The organism is Luteimonas sp. J29 (assembly GCF_000472505.1).
In the GTDB taxonomy this organism is placed as follows: Bacteria; Pseudomonadota; Gammaproteobacteria; order Xanthomonadales; family Xanthomonadaceae; genus Luteimonas.
This window is the reverse complement of record NZ_AWZR01000005.1, coordinates 288,261-305,357: the sequence shown is the minus strand read 5'-3', so window position 1 is coordinate 305,357 and position 17,097 is coordinate 288,261. Positions and strand designations below refer to the sequence as shown.

16 protein-coding genes are annotated in these 17,097 nt (G+C 67.6%); 3 read left to right on the top strand and 13 right to left on the bottom strand.

All coding sequences use genetic code 11. From position 1 onward, the window contains the following. Window positions 1-89: 89 nt before the first annotated feature. The 4 genes from nusA to tcmP all read right to left on the bottom strand — a co-directional run bounded on the left by nusA (window position 90) and on the right by tcmP (window position 4,163). Window positions 90-1,601 (bottom strand): transcription termination factor NusA, encoded by a 1,512-nt coding sequence (gene nusA, locus LUTJ29_RS0110395; protein ID WP_027072452.1) that lies wholly within the window; start codon window positions 1,599-1,601, stop codon window positions 90-92. A 107-nt stretch (window positions 1,602-1,708) separates the two neighbouring features. Further along, entirely contained in the window at window positions 1,709-2,266 is a 558-nt protein-coding gene (rimP, locus tag LUTJ29_RS0110390) for a ribosome maturation factor RimP (RefSeq protein WP_027072451.1), read from the bottom strand. A 314-nt stretch (window positions 2,267-2,580) separates the two neighbouring features. Further along, window positions 2,581-3,321, bottom strand: a complete 741-nt coding sequence (locus LUTJ29_RS0110385) for a phage Gp37/Gp68 family protein (RefSeq protein ID WP_027072450.1) — start codon at window positions 3,319-3,321, stop codon at window positions 2,581-2,583. A gap of 8 nt (window positions 3,322-3,329) precedes the next feature. Beyond that, entirely contained in the window at window positions 3,330-4,163 is an 834-nt protein-coding gene (gene tcmP, locus LUTJ29_RS18430) for a three-Cys-motif partner protein TcmP (protein WP_084524831.1), read from the bottom strand. Between the two features lie 129 nt (window positions 4,164-4,292). Here tcmP and LUTJ29_RS0110380 point away from each other — a divergent pair, with 129 nt between their 5' ends. Together LUTJ29_RS0110380 and LUTJ29_RS0110375 are read left to right on the top strand one after the other, a co-directional pair. Continuing rightward, the gene (locus tag LUTJ29_RS0110380; RefSeq protein ID WP_027072449.1) at window positions 4,293-5,222 is read left to right on the top strand and encodes an SOS response-associated peptidase family protein; all 930 of its coding nucleotides are present in this window, start codon (window positions 4,293-4,295) and stop codon (window positions 5,220-5,222) included. A gap of 853 nt (window positions 5,223-6,075) precedes the next feature. After that, window positions 6,076-6,456 (top strand): hypothetical protein, encoded by a 381-nt coding sequence (locus LUTJ29_RS0110375; protein ID WP_051322918.1) that lies wholly within the window; start codon window positions 6,076-6,078, stop codon window positions 6,454-6,456. Between the two features lie 52 nt (window positions 6,457-6,508). Here LUTJ29_RS0110375 and LUTJ29_RS0110370 read toward each other — a convergent pair whose 3' ends face one another. Further along, entirely contained in the window at window positions 6,509-6,709 is a 201-nt protein-coding gene (locus tag LUTJ29_RS0110370) for a hypothetical protein (RefSeq protein ID WP_027072447.1), read from the bottom strand. 126 nt (window positions 6,710-6,835) lie between these two features. On the opposite strand from LUTJ29_RS0110370, the gene LUTJ29_RS18685 reads away from it, so the two are divergent. Beyond that, window positions 6,836-6,973 carry a hypothetical protein gene (locus LUTJ29_RS18685; protein WP_156911565.1) on the top strand — a complete coding sequence of 46 codons (138 nt, stop codon included), beginning with the start codon at window positions 6,836-6,838 and terminating at the stop codon, window positions 6,971-6,973. 165 nt (window positions 6,974-7,138) lie between these two features. Here LUTJ29_RS18685 and LUTJ29_RS18680 read toward each other — a convergent pair whose 3' ends face one another. Genes LUTJ29_RS18680 through LUTJ29_RS0110330 form a run of 8 tightly spaced genes read right to left on the bottom strand, consistent with a single transcriptional unit; the run spans window position 7,139 to window position 17,027 of the window. Beyond that, a complete protein-coding gene (locus LUTJ29_RS18680; RefSeq protein WP_144774207.1) occupies window positions 7,139-7,750 on the bottom strand; it encodes a hypothetical protein in 612 nt (203 codons plus the stop codon). Next, a complete protein-coding gene (locus LUTJ29_RS0110360; protein WP_027072445.1) occupies window positions 7,747-8,577 on the bottom strand; it encodes a hypothetical protein in 831 nt (276 codons plus the stop codon). Before LUTJ29_RS0110360 ends, LUTJ29_RS18680 begins: the two co-directional genes overlap by 4 nt. 4 nt (window positions 8,578-8,581) lie before the next feature. Beyond that, window positions 8,582-11,371, bottom strand: a complete 2,790-nt coding sequence (locus LUTJ29_RS17125) for a phage tail protein (RefSeq protein WP_051322917.1) — start codon at window positions 11,369-11,371, stop codon at window positions 8,582-8,584. After that, window positions 11,364-11,585 carry a hypothetical protein gene (locus LUTJ29_RS0110350; RefSeq protein ID WP_027072444.1) on the bottom strand — a complete coding sequence of 74 codons (222 nt, stop codon included), beginning with the start codon at window positions 11,583-11,585 and terminating at the stop codon, window positions 11,364-11,366. Before LUTJ29_RS0110350 ends, LUTJ29_RS17125 begins: the two co-directional genes overlap by 8 nt. Next, window positions 11,582-12,007 (bottom strand): hypothetical protein, encoded by a 426-nt coding sequence (locus LUTJ29_RS0110345; RefSeq protein ID WP_027072443.1) that lies wholly within the window; start codon window positions 12,005-12,007, stop codon window positions 11,582-11,584. The genes LUTJ29_RS0110350 and LUTJ29_RS0110345 overlap by 4 nt, the downstream gene beginning before the upstream one ends. Continuing rightward, on the bottom strand, window positions 11,998-13,083 hold the full coding sequence (locus tag LUTJ29_RS0110340; protein ID WP_027072442.1) for a phage BR0599 family protein: 1,086 nt from the start codon (window positions 13,081-13,083) through the stop codon (window positions 11,998-12,000). The genes LUTJ29_RS0110345 and LUTJ29_RS0110340 overlap by 10 nt, the downstream gene beginning before the upstream one ends. Continuing rightward, on the bottom strand, window positions 13,073-14,257 hold the full coding sequence (locus LUTJ29_RS0110335) for a hypothetical protein (RefSeq protein WP_027072441.1): 1,185 nt from the start codon (window positions 14,255-14,257) through the stop codon (window positions 13,073-13,075). The genes LUTJ29_RS0110340 and LUTJ29_RS0110335 overlap by 11 nt, the downstream gene beginning before the upstream one ends. Further along, on the bottom strand, window positions 14,244-17,027 hold the full coding sequence (locus LUTJ29_RS0110330) for a tape measure protein (RefSeq protein ID WP_084524829.1): 2,784 nt from the start codon (window positions 17,025-17,027) through the stop codon (window positions 14,244-14,246). Before LUTJ29_RS0110330 ends, LUTJ29_RS0110335 begins: the two co-directional genes overlap by 14 nt. Window positions 17,028-17,097 lie beyond the last annotated feature (70 nt).

The following is a 17,097-nucleotide window of genomic DNA, read 5'->3' as shown; positions in this document are numbered from 1 at the left end:
CCTATGCTCTGTTTGGCGCCCCCTCGCCGAGAGCAAGGGAAACGCGGATTCTAAGCCCTGAGCGATGCAGGGCGGCGTTCATCGCGTGGTCATTCGCCGCGCTCCAGGCGTGCGATCTCCTCGGCGCGCGCGGCCAGGATCAGCGCCGCGGCGCGTTCCTGATCGAGGCCCTCGATACCGAACTCGGCCACTTCGTCGGCGGCCAGGTCGGACAGGTCCTCGGCGGTGCGCACCCCGTGCGCGGCCAGCGCGTACGCGGTCTCGTCGTCCATGCCCTCCAGCGCCAGCAGGTCCTCGGCCGGCGCGTTCTCGTCGAGCTCCTCCTCGACCGCGAGCGCCTCGTTGAGCAGGGCGTCGCGGGCGCGGGCACGCAGTTCCTCGACGATGTCCTCGTCGAAGCCCTCCACCGCCAGCAGTTCGCCGACCGGGACGTAGGCGATCTCCTCGACGGTGTTGAAGCCCTCGGCGACGAGGATGCTGGCGATCTCCTCGTCGACCTCCAGCTTCTCCTGGAACAGGGCGCGCGCGGCGGCCTGTTCGGCCTCCGACTTGGCGGTGACCTGCTCCTGGGTCATGACATTGAGCTGCCAGCCGGTCAGGCGGCTGGCCAGGCGCACGTTCTGGCCGCCCTTGCCGATCGCCTGGGCCAGCTTGTCCTCGGCCACGGCCAGGTCCATCGAGTGCTTGTCCTCGTCGACCACGATCGACTGCACCTCGGCCGGGGCCATCGCGTTGATCACGAACTGGGCGGGATTGTCCGACCACAGCACGATGTCGACGCGCTCGCCGTTGAGCTCGTTGCTCACCGCCTGCACGCGCGAACCGCGCATGCCGATGCAGGCGCCGATCGGATCGGTGCGGTTGTCGTAGGCGATGACCGCGATCTTGGCGCGGTCGCCCGGGTCGCGGGCGCAGGCCTTGATCTCGACCAGGCCCTGGCCGACTTCCGGCACCTCGAGCTTGAACAGCTCGATCATGAACTCCGGCGCGGCGCGGCTGATGAACAGCTGCGGGCCGCGCGGTTCGCTGCGCACGTCGTACAGGTAGCCGCGGATGCGGTCGCCCGGACGCACGATGTCGCGCGGGATCGCCTTGTCCTTCGGGATGAAGCCTTCGGCGTTGCCGCCGAGGTCGACGTAGACGTTGCCGCGCTCCACGCGCTTGACCACGCCGGTCACCAGTTCGCCGACGCGGTGCTTCCACGCGTCGACCACCTGCTGGCGCTCGGCCTCGCGCACGCGCTGCACGATCACCTGCTTGGCGGCCTGGGCGGCGATGCGGCCGAACTCGACGTTCTCGATCTGCTCCTCGATGTAGTCGCCGACCTCGACGCCCTCGACCTCGTCGCGCGCGTCCATGAGCCGGATCTGGCGGTCGGGCGACTCCATCACCGCGTCGTCGGCCACCACTTCCCAGCGGCGGAAGGTCTCGTAGCTGCCGTCCTTGGGGTCGATGGAGACGCGCGTGAGCACGTCCTGGTCGGGATAACGCTTCTTGGCGGCGGTGGCCAGCGCGGCCTCGATCGCCTCCAGGATCACCGATTCGGGGACGCCCTTCTCGTTGGCGACCGCGTCGACCACCAGCAACAACTCTTTGCTCATCTCTGTCAGACCTCTGAAATACCGCTGATCCCGTCATCCGGCGGCGCGGGATGCCCCGCCACCGCCCGGCCGCGCCCACCGCGATGGCGGGCGCGACCCATGCATCCTCAATCCCGCGCCGGCTTCGCCGCGCGCGCCTTGCGACCGGGCTTGCCCGGCCTGGCCTCCCCGGCCGGCGCCAGCCCCAGCGCCTCCCAGTCCGGCACCAGCCGCGCCTTCTCGATGTTCCCGGCCTCGACCGCCAGCGGCTGGCCGTCGACCTCGAACTCGATCCGCTCGCCTTCGACCGCGACGATGGTCCCGGTCAGCCGGCGCCGCCCGTCCTGCGGCAGCTTCAGCCCGACCTTGGCCTTCTCGCCGGTGAAGCGGGCGAACTGGGCCGGCGTGAACAGCGGCCGGTCGACCCCCGGGGAGGAGACCTCCAGCGTGTAGTTGCCGGAGATCGGATCCTCGACGTCGAGCCGGGCCGACACCTCGCGGCTCACCGCCTCGCAGTCGTCGATCGTCACGTGGCGCGAACCGGCCTCGGCGTCGGGCACGTCCAGGTACAGGCGCAGCACCGCGCTGCCCGGCGCGGGCAGGTACTCGACGCCCAGCAGCTGCAGCCCCAGCGATTCCACCGTGGGGGCGAGCAGCGTGCCGATCTGTGTCGCCTTGTCCGTCACGTCCTCGTCCGTTCCGCGCCTCGTGCGGGCCTGGAAAACAACAAGGGGCCCGACGGGCCCCTTGTCCTGAATGTCCGGCCGCGGAGGCCGGATATCGGCATCGAGGCGAGCAGCCACCTCGATAAGCCCGGTTTCCCGGCGTCCGGCGGAAGCCTCAGCGCTTCCGGCGACCCGGTGAAACTGGTAGCGGGGGCAGGATTCGGGCGCTGGCTGCGAGAGCCGCTCCGCGTGGTCCTGTCCCGCGCGAGCCGCGAATCATAGCGGGCGGCGCCCTCGGCGTCTACCCGCCGGGAAGCCAGCCAAGCGGCCCAGCTTCAGGCGTGGGCCGGCATCTCGTCGTAAACCCGGCCCCGGAGGTCGCGGCCATTCGCCTTCTTCGAGCGCCGGACGCCGTCGGCACCGAAGGCGCCCCACTGCTTGAAGAAAAAGGCGACCCGCTGGGCCTCGCACTGGCGCTGGATGCTGTCGACCCAGGCCGGATGCATCGGCCGGGCACCATGCCCTGACTCGCCTCCGACGATGACCCACTGGATCCCTTCGAGATCCAGCTCTCCTACGTCCTCGAGCAGCGGTTCCACGCTCAGGAATCGGGTCACAGCCGGCACCTTCTTCAACTGGGCGATCCGAGGGACTCCGTGGCGCCGGTTCTCGACCGAGACACCCAGCCAGATGTTCGCCGGGATCTCACGGCCGGCGGTGAAGGCGGCGAGCCGCTCGGCCCTCTTCGTCAGCACCTGGAAGGTATGCCAGTGGGCGGCAGACATCGTCTGAAACACTTGGTCGATGAACGCGTCCGGGACGTCCTTGTGGAAGAGATCGCTCATCGAGTTCACGAAGTAGAGCGTCGACTTCGACCGCTGCAGCGGCTCGGCCAGTCGATGCGGCAGCACCTTGACCTTCTTGAACCCGGCTTCGTAACCGGGCACGCCCATCGCCTGCAGGCGACGCGCCATCACTTCGGCGTAGCAGTGCTTGCAGCCGGGCGACACCTTCGTGCAACCCACAACCGGGTTCCAAGTGCTCTCTGTCCACTCAATTCGCGATCGCGTTGTCATGGCCCCTCCTAAAAATGGAAGCCTCTCTGCGGACTCACATTGCTGACAGCGGACCAGAATCGATTCGCCAAATCATTGCGCGCCGCCAGAACAAGCCAGTACAGCGGCTGATTTCTGTCGCCACGGACTCGTTCGATATTATCGCTGACTTTGTACCCGAGCGAGGCCAGATTTGCCTTCCACGCCTCAAGGATCTGCCTCTTGATCACATGGTTTGGCGCGCTACGGTCGACGTGTCCCTCCCAGCCCGGGCAGAAGGGATCTAGACGCTTGAATTCTCGTTTGCCGATGACGTTGCGCTGGAGGTCGTTCTCACTAATGTGAATGATCAGGTCCATGCGTTTCACCGACCCTAAAGTCTCGATGACGGAGAAGGGTAATGCCCCAATGCTATAGGGATCGAGGAAAGCCAGGTGCAGCCCGTAGGGGTTGATTTGCTTGACAACCTGCTTCGCTGTTTCCGCCGCGGGACCGTGTAGCGGGTAGAGGTTCTGAGGCACGTTCGCCGCCTGCAACCTCGCTTGACAGGCGTTGAGGTGTTCCAGCTCAAGATCACCGAAATAGAGGTCGGTGAAGCCGGCGGGAGGATCAAGCATTGTCGCCGCAACCACCGCGCTTCCATCGACTACATCAGGCGTCTCTCGAATCCGTGCGCGGCCAGTGGCGCAATAGAGGTCCACGTACGCTGGCCGGTTTGAGCTGTACTTCTTTCGAGTTTCGCGCGTGATGTCAATGTACCGACGCAGCCGAAGGTGCTTTTCTGCACTCCACTCGCCCACGATCTCACGCTTCAGGCCGTCGTCCGGGTCGATCTCGTACCGATCCTCATCCCGCTTGGACATGTAGCAAGTCCCCTCTCCCCAGAAGGCGACCGCAGGCTAGCAGATCGAGGATAGTCGCGCACAAGCGGCAACCACGCGAGGTGGTAATGTCGGGTCGGAACACGACTCTCAGCCCCTCGAAGCTGCCCCATGTGCTACTCCGCCCAGGTCCACAAGGAATTCAAGCAGTTCGTCCGGTCCACCGGGGCCCGGATGGACATCGATGCCTACGTCCGCCTGTACTGGTGGAAGGAGGGGCGCGACCCGCGGAAGCGGCCGAAGGTGCCGCGGGCGATCGAGCGGCAGCTGCTCGAGGACGGGCCGCCCGAGCTGGCGGACCTCATCCGCCGCTGGGACGCCTGGGAGATCGACCAGCTGACGCAGGAGCTGTTCACCCAGCGCCGCCGGGTGGCGGACGCCGAGCGCGCCCTGAAGGCCAAGGACACCAAGAAGGCCCGGGAGGACGCCCGCATCGGTGCCAACAAGGTGGCCGCGGCCCAGCGCCGGCTGGACACCCTAAAGGGCAAGGTCAGCGACCAGGACTGGCGGATCTACCCCGGCATCTACTGCCCGGTGATCGTCGCTGAGGGCGGCCGGCGGTGGGTGCGGCCGATGCGCTACCAGTGCCGCCCCGCCGGCAAGCCGGCGTTCTACGACCGCAAGTTCCCCGGCACCTACAACGCCCGGCGCGACAACCTCGAGGGGTTCTGGGGCGGCCTCTTCGGCCACCACCATGCCCTCATGGTGGCCGACGTGTTCTACGAGAACGTGGAGGGCCCGGACGGCAAGAACCAGGTCCTCGCCTTCACCCCGCGCACCGGCGAGCCGATGCTGATCGCCTGCCTCTGGTCGCACTGGGCGGATCCGACGGGCGCCGAGCCCGAGCTGCTCTCGTTCGCCGCCATCACCGACGACCCGGAGCCAGAGGTGGCGGCGGCCGGCCACGACCGCACGATCATCAACATCAAGCCCGAGCACGTCGAGGCCTGGCTCAACCCGGATCCGCGCAATCTCGACGCGCTCCACGCCATCTTCGACGACAAGCGCCATCCCTACTACGAGCACCGCGAGGCGGCCTGATGCCCTTCCTGGGCACCAAGAGACCCCGCAGCCGCGGGGTTTTTTCATGGGTTGGCGTAATTCTGGCGCTCAGCCCCTCAGCCGCCCCACCCTCGCCCGAATCTCCCGCGAGCGCCAGGCCGCCGACATGGCCCGCCGGCTGGGGTGACGATGATGTCTCAGACATCAAATTTCCCGACGAACGGTACCCCGAAGTTCTACATAGCTGGGCAGGAGGGCAGGGCGCTGCCCAGGGCGCTCGGGCTGTCGGGTGCCGTAGGGCGGTCTCGAACGGGATGCTGCGGATCGCTGCTACTTGCTACCGCTCATCCGCCAGACATGGTGCCGAGGGACGTTAAGAGTTGTCGATTTGTTTCGTAAACCATTGATGCTATTGGAGATGGCGTGACCGCTAGACTGGCATTCACGCCTCGCTGACGGCAGCCGCTCAGGAAGGTCCCTCACCTAGATGAGCGCCAGATCACGGTCTAGGCCGAGTTGGTCTTGTATATACAGATGGGGCGTATATACAATCCATGACCCAATCGGGACCGGGCACAGGGATGAAGTCCTTCAAGATCTCGCAGCGCGTACGCGACAAGTTGTTGACCAAGCACAACGTCACTCAGGCAGAGGTGGGCGAATGCTTCCTGAACCGGGTCGGCCCTTCGTTCCGAGATCCCAGAGAACGCCACGATACCGATCCACCGACGTGGTGGTTCATGTCGACCACTGATCGTGGTAGGCCATTGAAGGTTTGCTACGTCGAGTACGAAGACTTTTACGCAATCAAGACGGCATTCCAACCCAATGATGGGTCTGCTGCTATTTACGAGCAACTGTGTGCACAGCACTCAATGAAAGGGGCATAGAGATGGCAAAGACGAAGAAGAGGACAATCGAAGCTCAAGTCGAGAAGTGCCCTTGGGAAACCGGTGAGCTGGGCACTGCGATCGAGCACGCGTTTGCTTCCTCTGCGGAGCATGATCGCTCCGTCGACGACGCCATGGGGTTGCAGATGATCTCGATCCGGCTGCCAAAGGCATTGATCGATGATCTCAAGTACTTCGCCGAGCGCGAAGGCTTGGGCTATCAGCCGTTGATCCGGAGGATATTGGTCCGCTGGGCCAGCCATGAGTACAAGCTCGTGGCACAGGAGCGGTTCGCGAGCTCCATGGCAACTGCAGCCACTGGTGTGCCGGAAGCGGAAGCCGGCGTGTACGAGCCTGAAGAGCGCATGGCCGCATGTGGCTAATGCATCTTGTCCCGTAACATAGCACCAAGCCCCTCTCCAGAGGGGCTTTTTCTTAGTCGGTGTAGCTGTACTTTGCGTCGATCCGCGACATGGCGATGGCTGGCGCGAACATGAGAGCGACGGTGAAGGCGGCCCACTCAAGCCATCCAGCATGCGAAGCCCTCACGCCCAGCCACAGCCCGACGGCCATGCCATAGGCGACCGCAGCTCGCGCGGACGCGTGGAGGTGCCGCCGCCGATCCTTCGGGTCCATCAGCCCTCCCAACTCCCTATCCAGCGCACCCGGCCGATGATTTGGATGGGGTGGCGCTTGTTGTCCATGCGCTTCGGCTTGGCCCAGTTGTGGTCTCCTGCCGGGTTGTCCGCGCGGAAGTACACGATGTCGTCAATGATCTCGCAGCGCTTGACCTGGTACTCGTTGCCGCCGGCGCCGGGAGTCTGGATCGACCTGGAACGTCTCGTGCGCGAGCGCCGCGGCGCGTTGGACGCGCTGCTGCAGCCTGCGGTTCCGCACTGATGGCGCCAACAGCCGCCCCGGACGCGGCCCGCCCCTCGCGCATTGCCCGTCCATCGGTCAGGCGTCACAGCGGCAGGGGGTGTTGCTGGCGGGTGCAGGATGCCGCGCCGCACGGGGCTGCGCAGTCGGGCGATGGCGCGCCAACGTGTAGGCCGATTCCTACCATTAGGACCAGTACGTAAACCCGGCAGGAACCGCATACCCTGGCGTTGACCGCAACGTGTTCTGATTCCCCGAGTTTCGAGGCCCCGTCGCGAGGTAATGCTCACCAGCCAGTGACGCGTGAGATTGCATCGGGTTCTCTCCCGACGCGGGGTCGCCCGATGCCATCCACGATCCGTTCCGGCCGTACCAGACTAGGCCGTCGTCAGCATCCCATGCGATCATGTAGACGTCGCCGACGCTGGCGGTGAGAGACAAGGACGTTTCGACACCGGCCAGGGCTCGGCGCAGAGTGCTCCCCACGCGCCACAGGGCAGCACACCCGCCCCCCTGCCCCACCCAATTGGTGACAGGCTCACCGGGAACAACGAGGCCGACGAATCCGCAACCGTTCGTGCCGGCACTTGAATAGGCATCGTTGCGCACCTCGGCGTACCACCGGCCTGTCGCTTTGCTGGTCATCGAGCGTGAGAGGCCACCGCTGTTCGCATTGCCTGTGGCAGTGCGGTTGCCATTGCTGAGCGTGATGCTCGCAGCAGTGTTGGTCGGATCCCAAGCGATCTCGAACAGGCGTCGCCGCAGCATGAGGCCGTGCTGGGACAGCAGGCTGCTCACGCGCGCACCCTCGCGCTGGCATCCCAGGTGGCGCCCGCATCCGATGTCGAGATCACAACGAACAGCTCGTCTCCATCGGCCAAATCAGCGACAACCGGTGCACTGTTACCGGCTCCCCAGTTGAACGACGACGGCCACGTCCATGCGTACTGCGCCGCCGCTTGCGTGATCCAGAGGCCGAGCGTGCAGGCGGCCGGCACGTTCGTGACCGAGACCGTGTCGACCGCCTCGGTCAGGGTCGTCGTGAAGTAGTCGCCGAGCGAAGCGTCCAGCACGACCGTCCCGCCACTGGAACTGATCGCCGTCACGACGTTGCGATCGACACCGGGGGAAGGCGCCGGCTGCTGCACGGTGAATTCCAGCTCGGTGCCATCCGTGAACGCCCCGGCACTGGACTGCAGGGTCACCTCGAGCGTGGTGTAGCCGCTGCCCGCTGCCTTTCCTGTCACCTGCCACCGCTGCCGGTTGCCGCGGTCTGCCCTGGGCGCTGCTTGCACGTAGACGAAGCCGCCGACGGCCAGGGACGCGAGCGCAGAAGCCAGGTCGCCGGCGTCGGCATCCTCGTCGCTGACGTACAGCTCCGTCGCCGCGTCGGGATCCGCGTTATTCCAGCGAATCTTACCGGCACCGGGGTCGGCCTCGCTGGTCGACGACAGGTCGGCCGCAAGCGGCACGCGCAGGGCGAGGACCGCGCCGCCGAAGGCCGGGTTGTGGGCCAGCAGCGGCAGACCGCGATTGCCCGGCAGGCCGGCGCCCTGCAGGACGGGGATCAGCTCCATGCCGTCGAGCGGCAGGTTGGGGCTGGGCATTTCGGAGATGTAGGGCATGGTGCTACTCCATGATGATCGGGCTGCCGTCTTCGGCGGTGATGGGGCTGCCGTCCTCGGCAAGCAGCGGCGCGCCGACCGCGAACTCACGCACCTGCGCCTGCCAGCTCTCCAGGCCGTCGCGCAGCGCGAACAGCTCGATGCGCGCCTGCCCTGCGCCGCTGGGCGACCAGGTGGCGGTCGTGCCGGTGATGCCGGTCTGCTCGTCGTCGAGCACGTCATTGAGATATGCGCGCAGGGTGTACGTGGTCCCGGGCTCGGGGCCCACGCTGGCCACCTCGGCGTCCACCAGCTGGTCTGCCTGCGCCACGCGATCGCGATGAGCCCAGGCGACCGCAACGTCGCCGATGAGCACCGTTGGATCCGACAGACCGGCGACGCGCAGCTTCGCCGGCGGATAAGGCCGCGCGGCGCGCTGGTCGAGTGTGACGTCCAGCGTGGGCACGTCGCCCGGGGCCAGCTCCTGCGTGCCGGTGCGCGGCAGCAACTTCGCTTCGACCGTCTCGGCTGCGACGTACTCGATCCGGTCGCTGGCCGCCCACGTGTCGAAAAAGTGGATCCGCTCGCCCGGCGCATGCTTCACGGCGACAGTGTCGGCGCAGCCGCGGCCCAGGGTGACGGCCCCGGTCACCGGGTCCAGCGCATCTACCCGCACGATCTCGCTGCCCCAGAGCGCGGCAGTCCCCGGCTCAACGCGCGCCAGCAGGCTGCCCGAGGCGAGCGTGAAGTTGGTGTCCGTGTACCCCGCGCCCTCCACCACCACGGCCGACGGTGACCAGTCGAACACGCCCGCGCGTTCGAACTCGCCGGCGGCGGGCCGGGTCAGCAGCGCGTAGCCCTGCCCGTTGCCGGGCCGCACGCCGATGGCCATCACGTAGCCGGCATCCTCGTCCAGCGCGGCCAGGTCGGCCGAGGAGAGCACGCCGGCCAGCTCCACATAGGGGGCCTCGAACAGCAGCTGGTGCTCGATCGGCTCGGGCACCTGGCTGGGCGGCGGCACTGGCGGCTGGCCCACGATGTAGGCCGTGGACGGCATGGCGAACACGTCCTGCACTGCCACCAGGCGGATCGCGCCGCTCTGCAGCGTGCCCCGGTCGATCTCGCCCACGCGGCACACCATCTCGGCGATGCCGCGGCGCGGCGCCTGCAGCCGGAACGCGTGGCCTTTGCGCCAGTTGTAGGGCCTGCGGTTGGTGGTGAGGTTGAGCCGGCGCGTGGGGATCGACTTGTTGCGCAGATCGCGCAGGGCCAGGCGATTGGCCAGCTGCTCGTATGGCACCTCGGGATAGTCCCGCACCTCGGGGTTCACGGTGCCCAGCGCGTTGATGGCGGCCAGCGCGTGGACGTGGGCAGTGAGCCGGCTCTGCTTCGTGGCCGGGTCGAACCACTTCACCGCGACCTGGTTGACGGCATCGTCGCGGTTGGTGGGATCCTCCTGCCACTCGAGGATGTCGTCATCGGTCAGCACAGGCAGCTCGGCGATTTCCTCCGGCGACAGCTCGCGGATGAGGTCGAGGTACCACTTGCCGTTGTAGCGTGAGCACTCGGCGCCGATCAGATCGAGGATGCGCTGGCGGAACTGTTCGATGGTCTCGGCGGCGTGGTTGTAGCGGGTGCAGATGCCGAAGCCCTCGGCATAGAGCCGATCCGCGGCAGCCCGGAAGCTGGCCTCGTCGATGGTCCCGATCGGCTCGCCCTGCAGGCAGGTGAGGCTGTCATAGACCACATGGGCTGGGTTCATTCCCATACCGCCGCCGATCGCGCCGACGACTGCATGCCGCAGGGCATTGGAGTCGGCGCCGTCGATTACAGGAATGCCATCGGCCGGAGTGTTATCGAGAAATGCGGTCCAGCGTGTCTCCGTCAGGTCGATATTGAAGCCATAGGACTGAACACCAGGAATGGCAAACAGGGCGTCTGCGGCCTCCTGGCAAACATCCACGGCGTCATTCTCGGGCAACGGAAAGGGAAGTCCTTCCCGGCTGGGCTCGCCATCAGTGACGAAAATGAAGATCTTCCGCGCAGCGGGCGAAGTACCGGCGAAGAAGGCTTCAGCGCTGGCGGTGGCTACCGCAAAATCGGTCTGCGACTGGTTCGTGGCAACACTGTTGAACCACGATTTCAAGGCGTCGATGTCGCTGCCGGTAACGCTTCGCCAGACGCTGGTACTAGCGGTGCGCCCCCAACCGACCCCCATCAAATCGACTCGATCACTCCCCAGCCGGCCGGCCAGGAAATCAAGCACACCAGCGATCGCGACTTTCGCATTGTAGGCGCGGGATTGTCCGTTGCCGGTTACGGTGTTCATGGACCCCGAGCAATCGAGCGCAATGGCGACCGCTACGGAGCGGGAACCAAGCGAGATCCCCGCCTTCTCCGGATACCAGCACACATCATCCAGCCACCCCTCATAGATCCGCTCCGTCAGCACGGAGATCGGCTTGGGGTACGGGTTGCCGGCGCCGTAGCGGCCGCTGTTGAACTGCAGCAGCGCGTAGCCGTTGTGGCCGGACGGGTCGTGGCCCATCGCGGTCTGGAAGAACGGGTTCGGCTGCGCGTCCATCTCGCCGAAGCTGATGTCCACCGTGCCTTCGATGCCGCCCTCCTTTTCCTCGCCGCCCCAGGCGTTGCCGGCGGCGATCTCGATGCTGCCGCTGGCGGTCATCTCGCCCTGCCACACGGGCACGTCGCCGCCGCGGATCTCCAGCAGCTTGTCGAACGGGCCCTCGTGCAGCACCAGCTGGAAGAACGGGTGGTACCAGTAGCTGACGGTGGTCTTCTTGCTGCTACCCATCGTCGCGCTCCTGGCACTCGCGCGCCCACTGCACCAGCGCGGCGGCCATGCCGTCGCCGGTGGCCAGCAGGCGCTCGGCCTCGATGCCCTCGCGCACGAACGCGCGGAAGTCCAGCCCATGCCGCGCGAACCACTGGCGCGACAGCGGCAGGCAGAACCCCGGCTTGTCGCCGAAGTACGGCACGGTGCGCAGGTGCTGCATTGTCACGATCATTTCTTGCCCTGCTTCTTGCGGATCGGCTCGGGCTGTCCGTTCTTCCATGCGGTCCACTTGCTGTCGTCCGTCCACACGCGGCCGTAGATGCGATCGAGCGCGGCGCCGTCCTCCACCACCGGCTGCTGGCCCTCGGCCGGCTTCGGCGGCTCCACCTTGGGCCGCATCGCGTAGCTGATGAGCAGCGAGACCACGAACAGGATCAGCTGCACCCACCACGCCGCGCGCGGCTCGCCCGGCGCCGGCGGCGGACGCAGGCCCAGCCAGTCGGCCAGCAGCAGCAGGCCGGACAGGGTGGCCACCACGTTCGCCGCCCAGAACGCGGTGAGGCGCATCTCCTCGCGGTGCTTGTCCAGCACCAGGTAGCGCGCCATCCACCAGCACCAGTGCGCACGCGCGCGCATGCGATCGGTCAGCCCCACGCCTGCGACCTCCCCATCGGGTCGTCGGTCGGCAGCCACACGAAGCCGGGATAGTGGATCGCGTTGCCACGCGCCGTGCATGCCTCCAGGTTGTGCGGGCAGCCCCAATAGGTGCGCAGCTCGCGGCCGGCGACCAGGTCGGCATGGCCGTAGTCGATGGTGATCGACGTGCCGGTGTGGGCCAGGATGTTCCGCGTCTCCACCAGCCCGTTGTCGCGCGCCCAGCGGATCATCCCGCCCTCGAGGCCGAACGGGGACGTGCCGAACTCCGGCGCGGTGAGCGTGAGGCCCACGGCGTCCACGCCCAGCGTGGCCACGAACCACAGCGGATCCGTGTAGACGGTGACCGCGTCGTCGACGGCGAGGTTGCCCGCGTCGTCCAGGGTGAACACGTTGCCGTCGATCGAGACGATCTCAGCCGCCTGCGGCTCATCGTTCCCGTCCACCCACTCCAGCGGGCCGCCGCTGATCGGCCGCGCCGGCGTGGCCGGGAACGACAGCGTGACGTCGTTGCCGGTCACGTCGGCCACCACGGCCGCGGTAGCGATCGGCTCCGGGTCGAGGTTGCACATGCCGTAGCCCTGGCTGTAGAGCGGCACGCCGCAGTTGCGGGAGATGCGGCGGGCCCGGCCGGAGGTGCGCGGATTGCTGTGCGACGGGTCGCAGGTCAGCACCATCTCGAGGTCGCGGAACGATGGCCCGATCACGCGCCCCGACCACACCTCGAAGATCTCCTCGTCGGGGTCGCCCAGGTGCGTCTCGGCGATGGTCACCGTCACCCGGCTGGACGGCGGGTACGGGCGCCACCAGCCCAGCAGCTCCTGTGTCGGCGGGGTGCCGGTCGCGGCCGGGTCGAGCACCGCCGGGATGGTGATCTTCACCTCGGCCTTGCCACTGCTTGCGGTGTCGCGGATGGCCGAGTGGCTGATGCCGCGGCCGGGCTTGTACACCTCCCCGCCAATGGTCAGCTCGCGATCGGTCGTGTTGTACCGCCTCACCAGCGGCCCGAGCACGAAGGTGTACAGCGCCACCTTGCGGCCCAGGAAACGCGAGAGCTCGAACAGGCTAAAGGCCATGATTCGCCTCCCCGCGGAACTCCAGCGTGGTGCGCACGACGTCGGCCGTCCACCAGCGCAGGACGTTCACGTCCGCTTCCTGGCGGCACAGCTGCAGGAACGCCACCTGCGCCACGGCCGCGGCGTTGAATCCGGTCGTGATCGCGCTGTCGAGCGTCAGCCGTTCGACGCTGGAGCTCTGCTGCACCGCGTTGGTGATGCGCCGGTAGATCTGCGTGCCGTTCCAGAGGGTGATCCGGATGTCGCGGCGGTTCTGCGCGAGTGCGCCCGCGCTGAAACCGGCCCAGGCGACGTCGATGGTCGTGGCGCCGTTGCCGACGTTGGCCACGATGCGGAAGTCGTGGGCGAGGCTCGGCACCCAGATGGCGCCCCAGCAGCCGCCGAGTGCGTACAGCAGCGACCGCAGCGCCGCGGCCTGTTCCAGTCCCCGCGCCGTGCACTGGATCCGGATGCGGTTGCGGGGCTGGCCCGCCTGGTCGTGGACGAACGGCAGCGACACGCCGTTGTCCACCGTGCCGAGCTCGCGCTCGGGCACGTCCAGCGGGTCCGCCGTCCATTCCACGGGCACATCCAGCACCGGCAGGCTGCGGTAGGTGACGCTGCCGGTGCTGGACGGCCAGGCGACGGCCTCGTCGGCCCGGAACGTGGCCTGGTAGCGGCCGGCGTCGCCGGTGAACCGCGGGAGCTCGAGCATCCCCGCCAGCCGGGCGAGGAACACCGGGTAGACCCGCGTGCCGGCCGGCCACGCCGCGGCCGTCGGCTCGACCAGCGAGAGCGAGGAGTCGGTCAGGTCGTCGATCTCGACCAGCTCCCACTGGCGCGACGCCGCCCCCACCAGCAGCGCGTGGCCGCCGGCGACGTAGTGCCGCCAGCGCGTGTCGATCGGAACCGTGGAGGCGCCCAGGGAGAGCGTGGAGGCCAGCGCCTGCCCCTCCATCGGCCACGGCACCCACCACTGCCCGTCGCCGTTCTGGTGCAGCAGGTTCTCGAGCCAGCGCCGCTCGTCGCCCTCGGCCAGGCCATCGAACGCCAGTTGCACGTGAGGCTCCGGCCGCAGCCGGATACGCTGCTCGGGGCCGGTGGCGGCCCCGAGGATGTCCGTGCGCGAGGTCAGCTGTTCGGTGAACTCGCCGCCGGCGTAGAAGGGCCAGGGGACGGGCTCAGCGAGGGCCATTGACCAGCGTGTCCCAGTTGTTGCGCACGTGGGTGAGGACCACTTCCTCGCCCGCGGCGCTGGCCAGCGCGTCCGCCACGGCACGGTCGCCGATCGCCACGATGGGGGTCTTGAACACCGTGCGGTCGCCGCCGCCCCCCATGCCGCCGTTGAAGCGATGCCGCGGATCCGACTGGGTCAACACCTCCTCGCCGCGGCGGAGGATGGCCGGCACCTCGTCCGGAGCGAGGCCCGCGACGCCTCCGTTGTGGTAGCGCGGCGCGGCGCCGAACATGAGAGGGCTGACGTTGCGGCGCACCGTGCCCAGCATTCCCGCGACGCCGCCGGAATGCCCCACGCCGGCGCTGGCGCCGCCACCCCATCCGCCGATCAGCGAACGGATCGCCCGCAGCGCCAGTTCCTGCGCCATCATCCGGGCCACGCCGGCCACGAAGCTGCGCACCATGTCGGTGAAGGCTTCCTTGAACGACTTCGTGCCTTCGACGAGGTCGCCGAGGAAGTCGCCGAAGGCGCTGACCGCCTGGTCCTCGAGCGCCATGGCCAGCCGGCGCCGGCTGGCGGTGATGTTGGCCAGCTCCGTGTCCAGCTGGTCGAGGAAGGCGAGCGCGTCGCCGGCTTCCTTGCTGTCGGGGGCCAGGGTCTTCAGGTAGGCCACGGTCTCCCCCCGCAGCTCCCGGAGCTTCACCAGCGCGGCCTCGCGCTCGGCATTGAGCCGGCGCTCGCCCTCGCCCATGCCGAGCGCCCCGACCTCCATCTGCGCGCTGATGGAGCCTTCGCGCGATGCCAGCCGCCCGGTGACCTGGTCGAACGTCTCGGCCAGGCCGTCGAATTGCGCCTTGGCCTTCAGCCGATCGACGAGGTTGCGCACCAGCGCCTTGCCGGTCTCGTCGCTGGCCGCCTCCAGACGCTGCAAAAGCTCGAGGTACTCTTCCTCGATTTTGGCCCCTGCCGCGCGGGCGGTCTCGCCATCGAGCTCCAATAGTCGCAGCTTCACCTCGCCCAGCTGCTTGGCCAGCTCCTCCTCGGCCGCCTTCTGCTCGCGGGCGGCCGTGGGCGCGAGGTCTGCCCGGTCGCGCAGCAGGATGGCGATCTGCTCTTCCAGGTCCCGGCGCTTGCCGAGGTCCTTGGTGATGGCCAGCTCGTTGCGAGCCTGCTCGATCTGCAGGTCGATGGCCTGCTGTTGCAACTGCTGGCGCGCCGCGAAGTACTCGCTGATGCCAACCTCGTGTTCCTTGTATCGGCGCTCCAGCTCAGCAAGCGCCCGCGCGACGGTATCGCGCATCAGGGCGTTGGAACGGGCGATCGCCTTGGCGGGCTCATCGATGGGGGGAGTGGGCGCGTTGGCTGCGTCCCACTCTTCGTTCATCGCCAGCGACAGCTCGACCAGCTTGCGCGCCCACTCGTCGGCTGCGGCCTGAGCGGCCTTCAGTTTCTTCTGGGCCTCGCCCAGTCCGTGCAGCGCGGTGGCCGGCGCACCTGCCGAGCCCACAACGCCACCCATGCCCGAGACCGCCGTAGCCCTCAGCTGCTCGACTTGGGCGCGGGCCGCCGCCAGGGTCGCCAGGGCCAGCTTGCGCTGCTCAACCGCATACTCCGACGCCGCCTTCTTGCTCGTGCCGGAGAGCCGGTTGAACTCTTCGATTGCCTTGTTGTGCTCGCGCTGCACCTTCTCGGATTCCGACAGGCGGTTCGAGAGCACATAGACGCCAGTCGCCAGCGCCGCCACAGCCACGCCCACCGGCCCGCCAAGCAGCATCAGGGCACCCCGCAGCGTGGTCGCGCCAGTGGCGGCGGCCTTCAACCAGGCCACCAGCGATGCGACCCCGGCGATGACTGCGGGGATGGCCGCGCCCGCGAACCGCACGACCATGAAAACCGCCAGCGCCTCGAGATTCTCCAGCACCAGCCTCAACGCGGTCAGCAGCGGGTCCAGGTACTTGGGCAGGTCCTTGGCGATGTCCTGAAGCGTCTCGGCAAAGCGCCGGCTCGCGCCAGTCGCTTCATCCTGATCGCCGACGTAGTCGACGAAGCTGTTCCGGATCTGGGTGAGCGCGTCGGAGATCGTGACGGGAACCGCCGAAAACTCCTTCTCAAGCGCATCGGCCTGCCTCTCCAGCGCCTTCAGCACTTCCTGCGTGGTGAGTTTGCCCTGTTCGCCCAGTTTCTTGATCTCGCCAACCTGTCGGCCCAAGCCCTTGGCGATGGCCTCCGCCAGGACGGGCGTACCGGCGATCACGCTGTTGAGGTCCTGTCCGCGCAGCACACCCGCGGCAAGTCCCTGGGCGAACTGGGTGATGGCCGCGTTCGCCGTGCCGGCATCGACATAGGACAACTTGACAGCCTGGTTCACCGCCTTGGTGATCCGCATCAGCCGCTCTTGGCTGACGTTCTGGTTGCGGGTGGCACGCTCCATTCGCGCGTACAGGTCGACCGTGCCCTCGAAGCGCGATCGAGTCTCCTGCGCCAGCGCCAGCAGGGCCTCGTAATCGCCCTTCGCGGCGCGCACCCGCCCGCGAATCATCGTCGCCTCGTCGGCGAAGCCTTTGAGCGCGCCGACGCCACGCAGCGAGATGTAGGCGCCGGCCAGGCCAACAAGCTCCTGCCGCAGCCGACGCACGCCCGCGACCGCGGCGTTGCTGCCGAGGTTGGGCATCGCCGCGGCCGCCTGCTTGCGCACCGTCGCCAACTCGCTACGCAGCAGGCCGAGCCCTTGCTTGAGATCTGCAAGATCAGCGGAGATTCGAACGCGCAGGCTCGGACCGTTCGCCATCTGCTATGCCTCGCTCTGAGGACGGAGAATGCGGCGCGCGTCAAGGGAGACGCGCTGCGCCGCAGCAGCA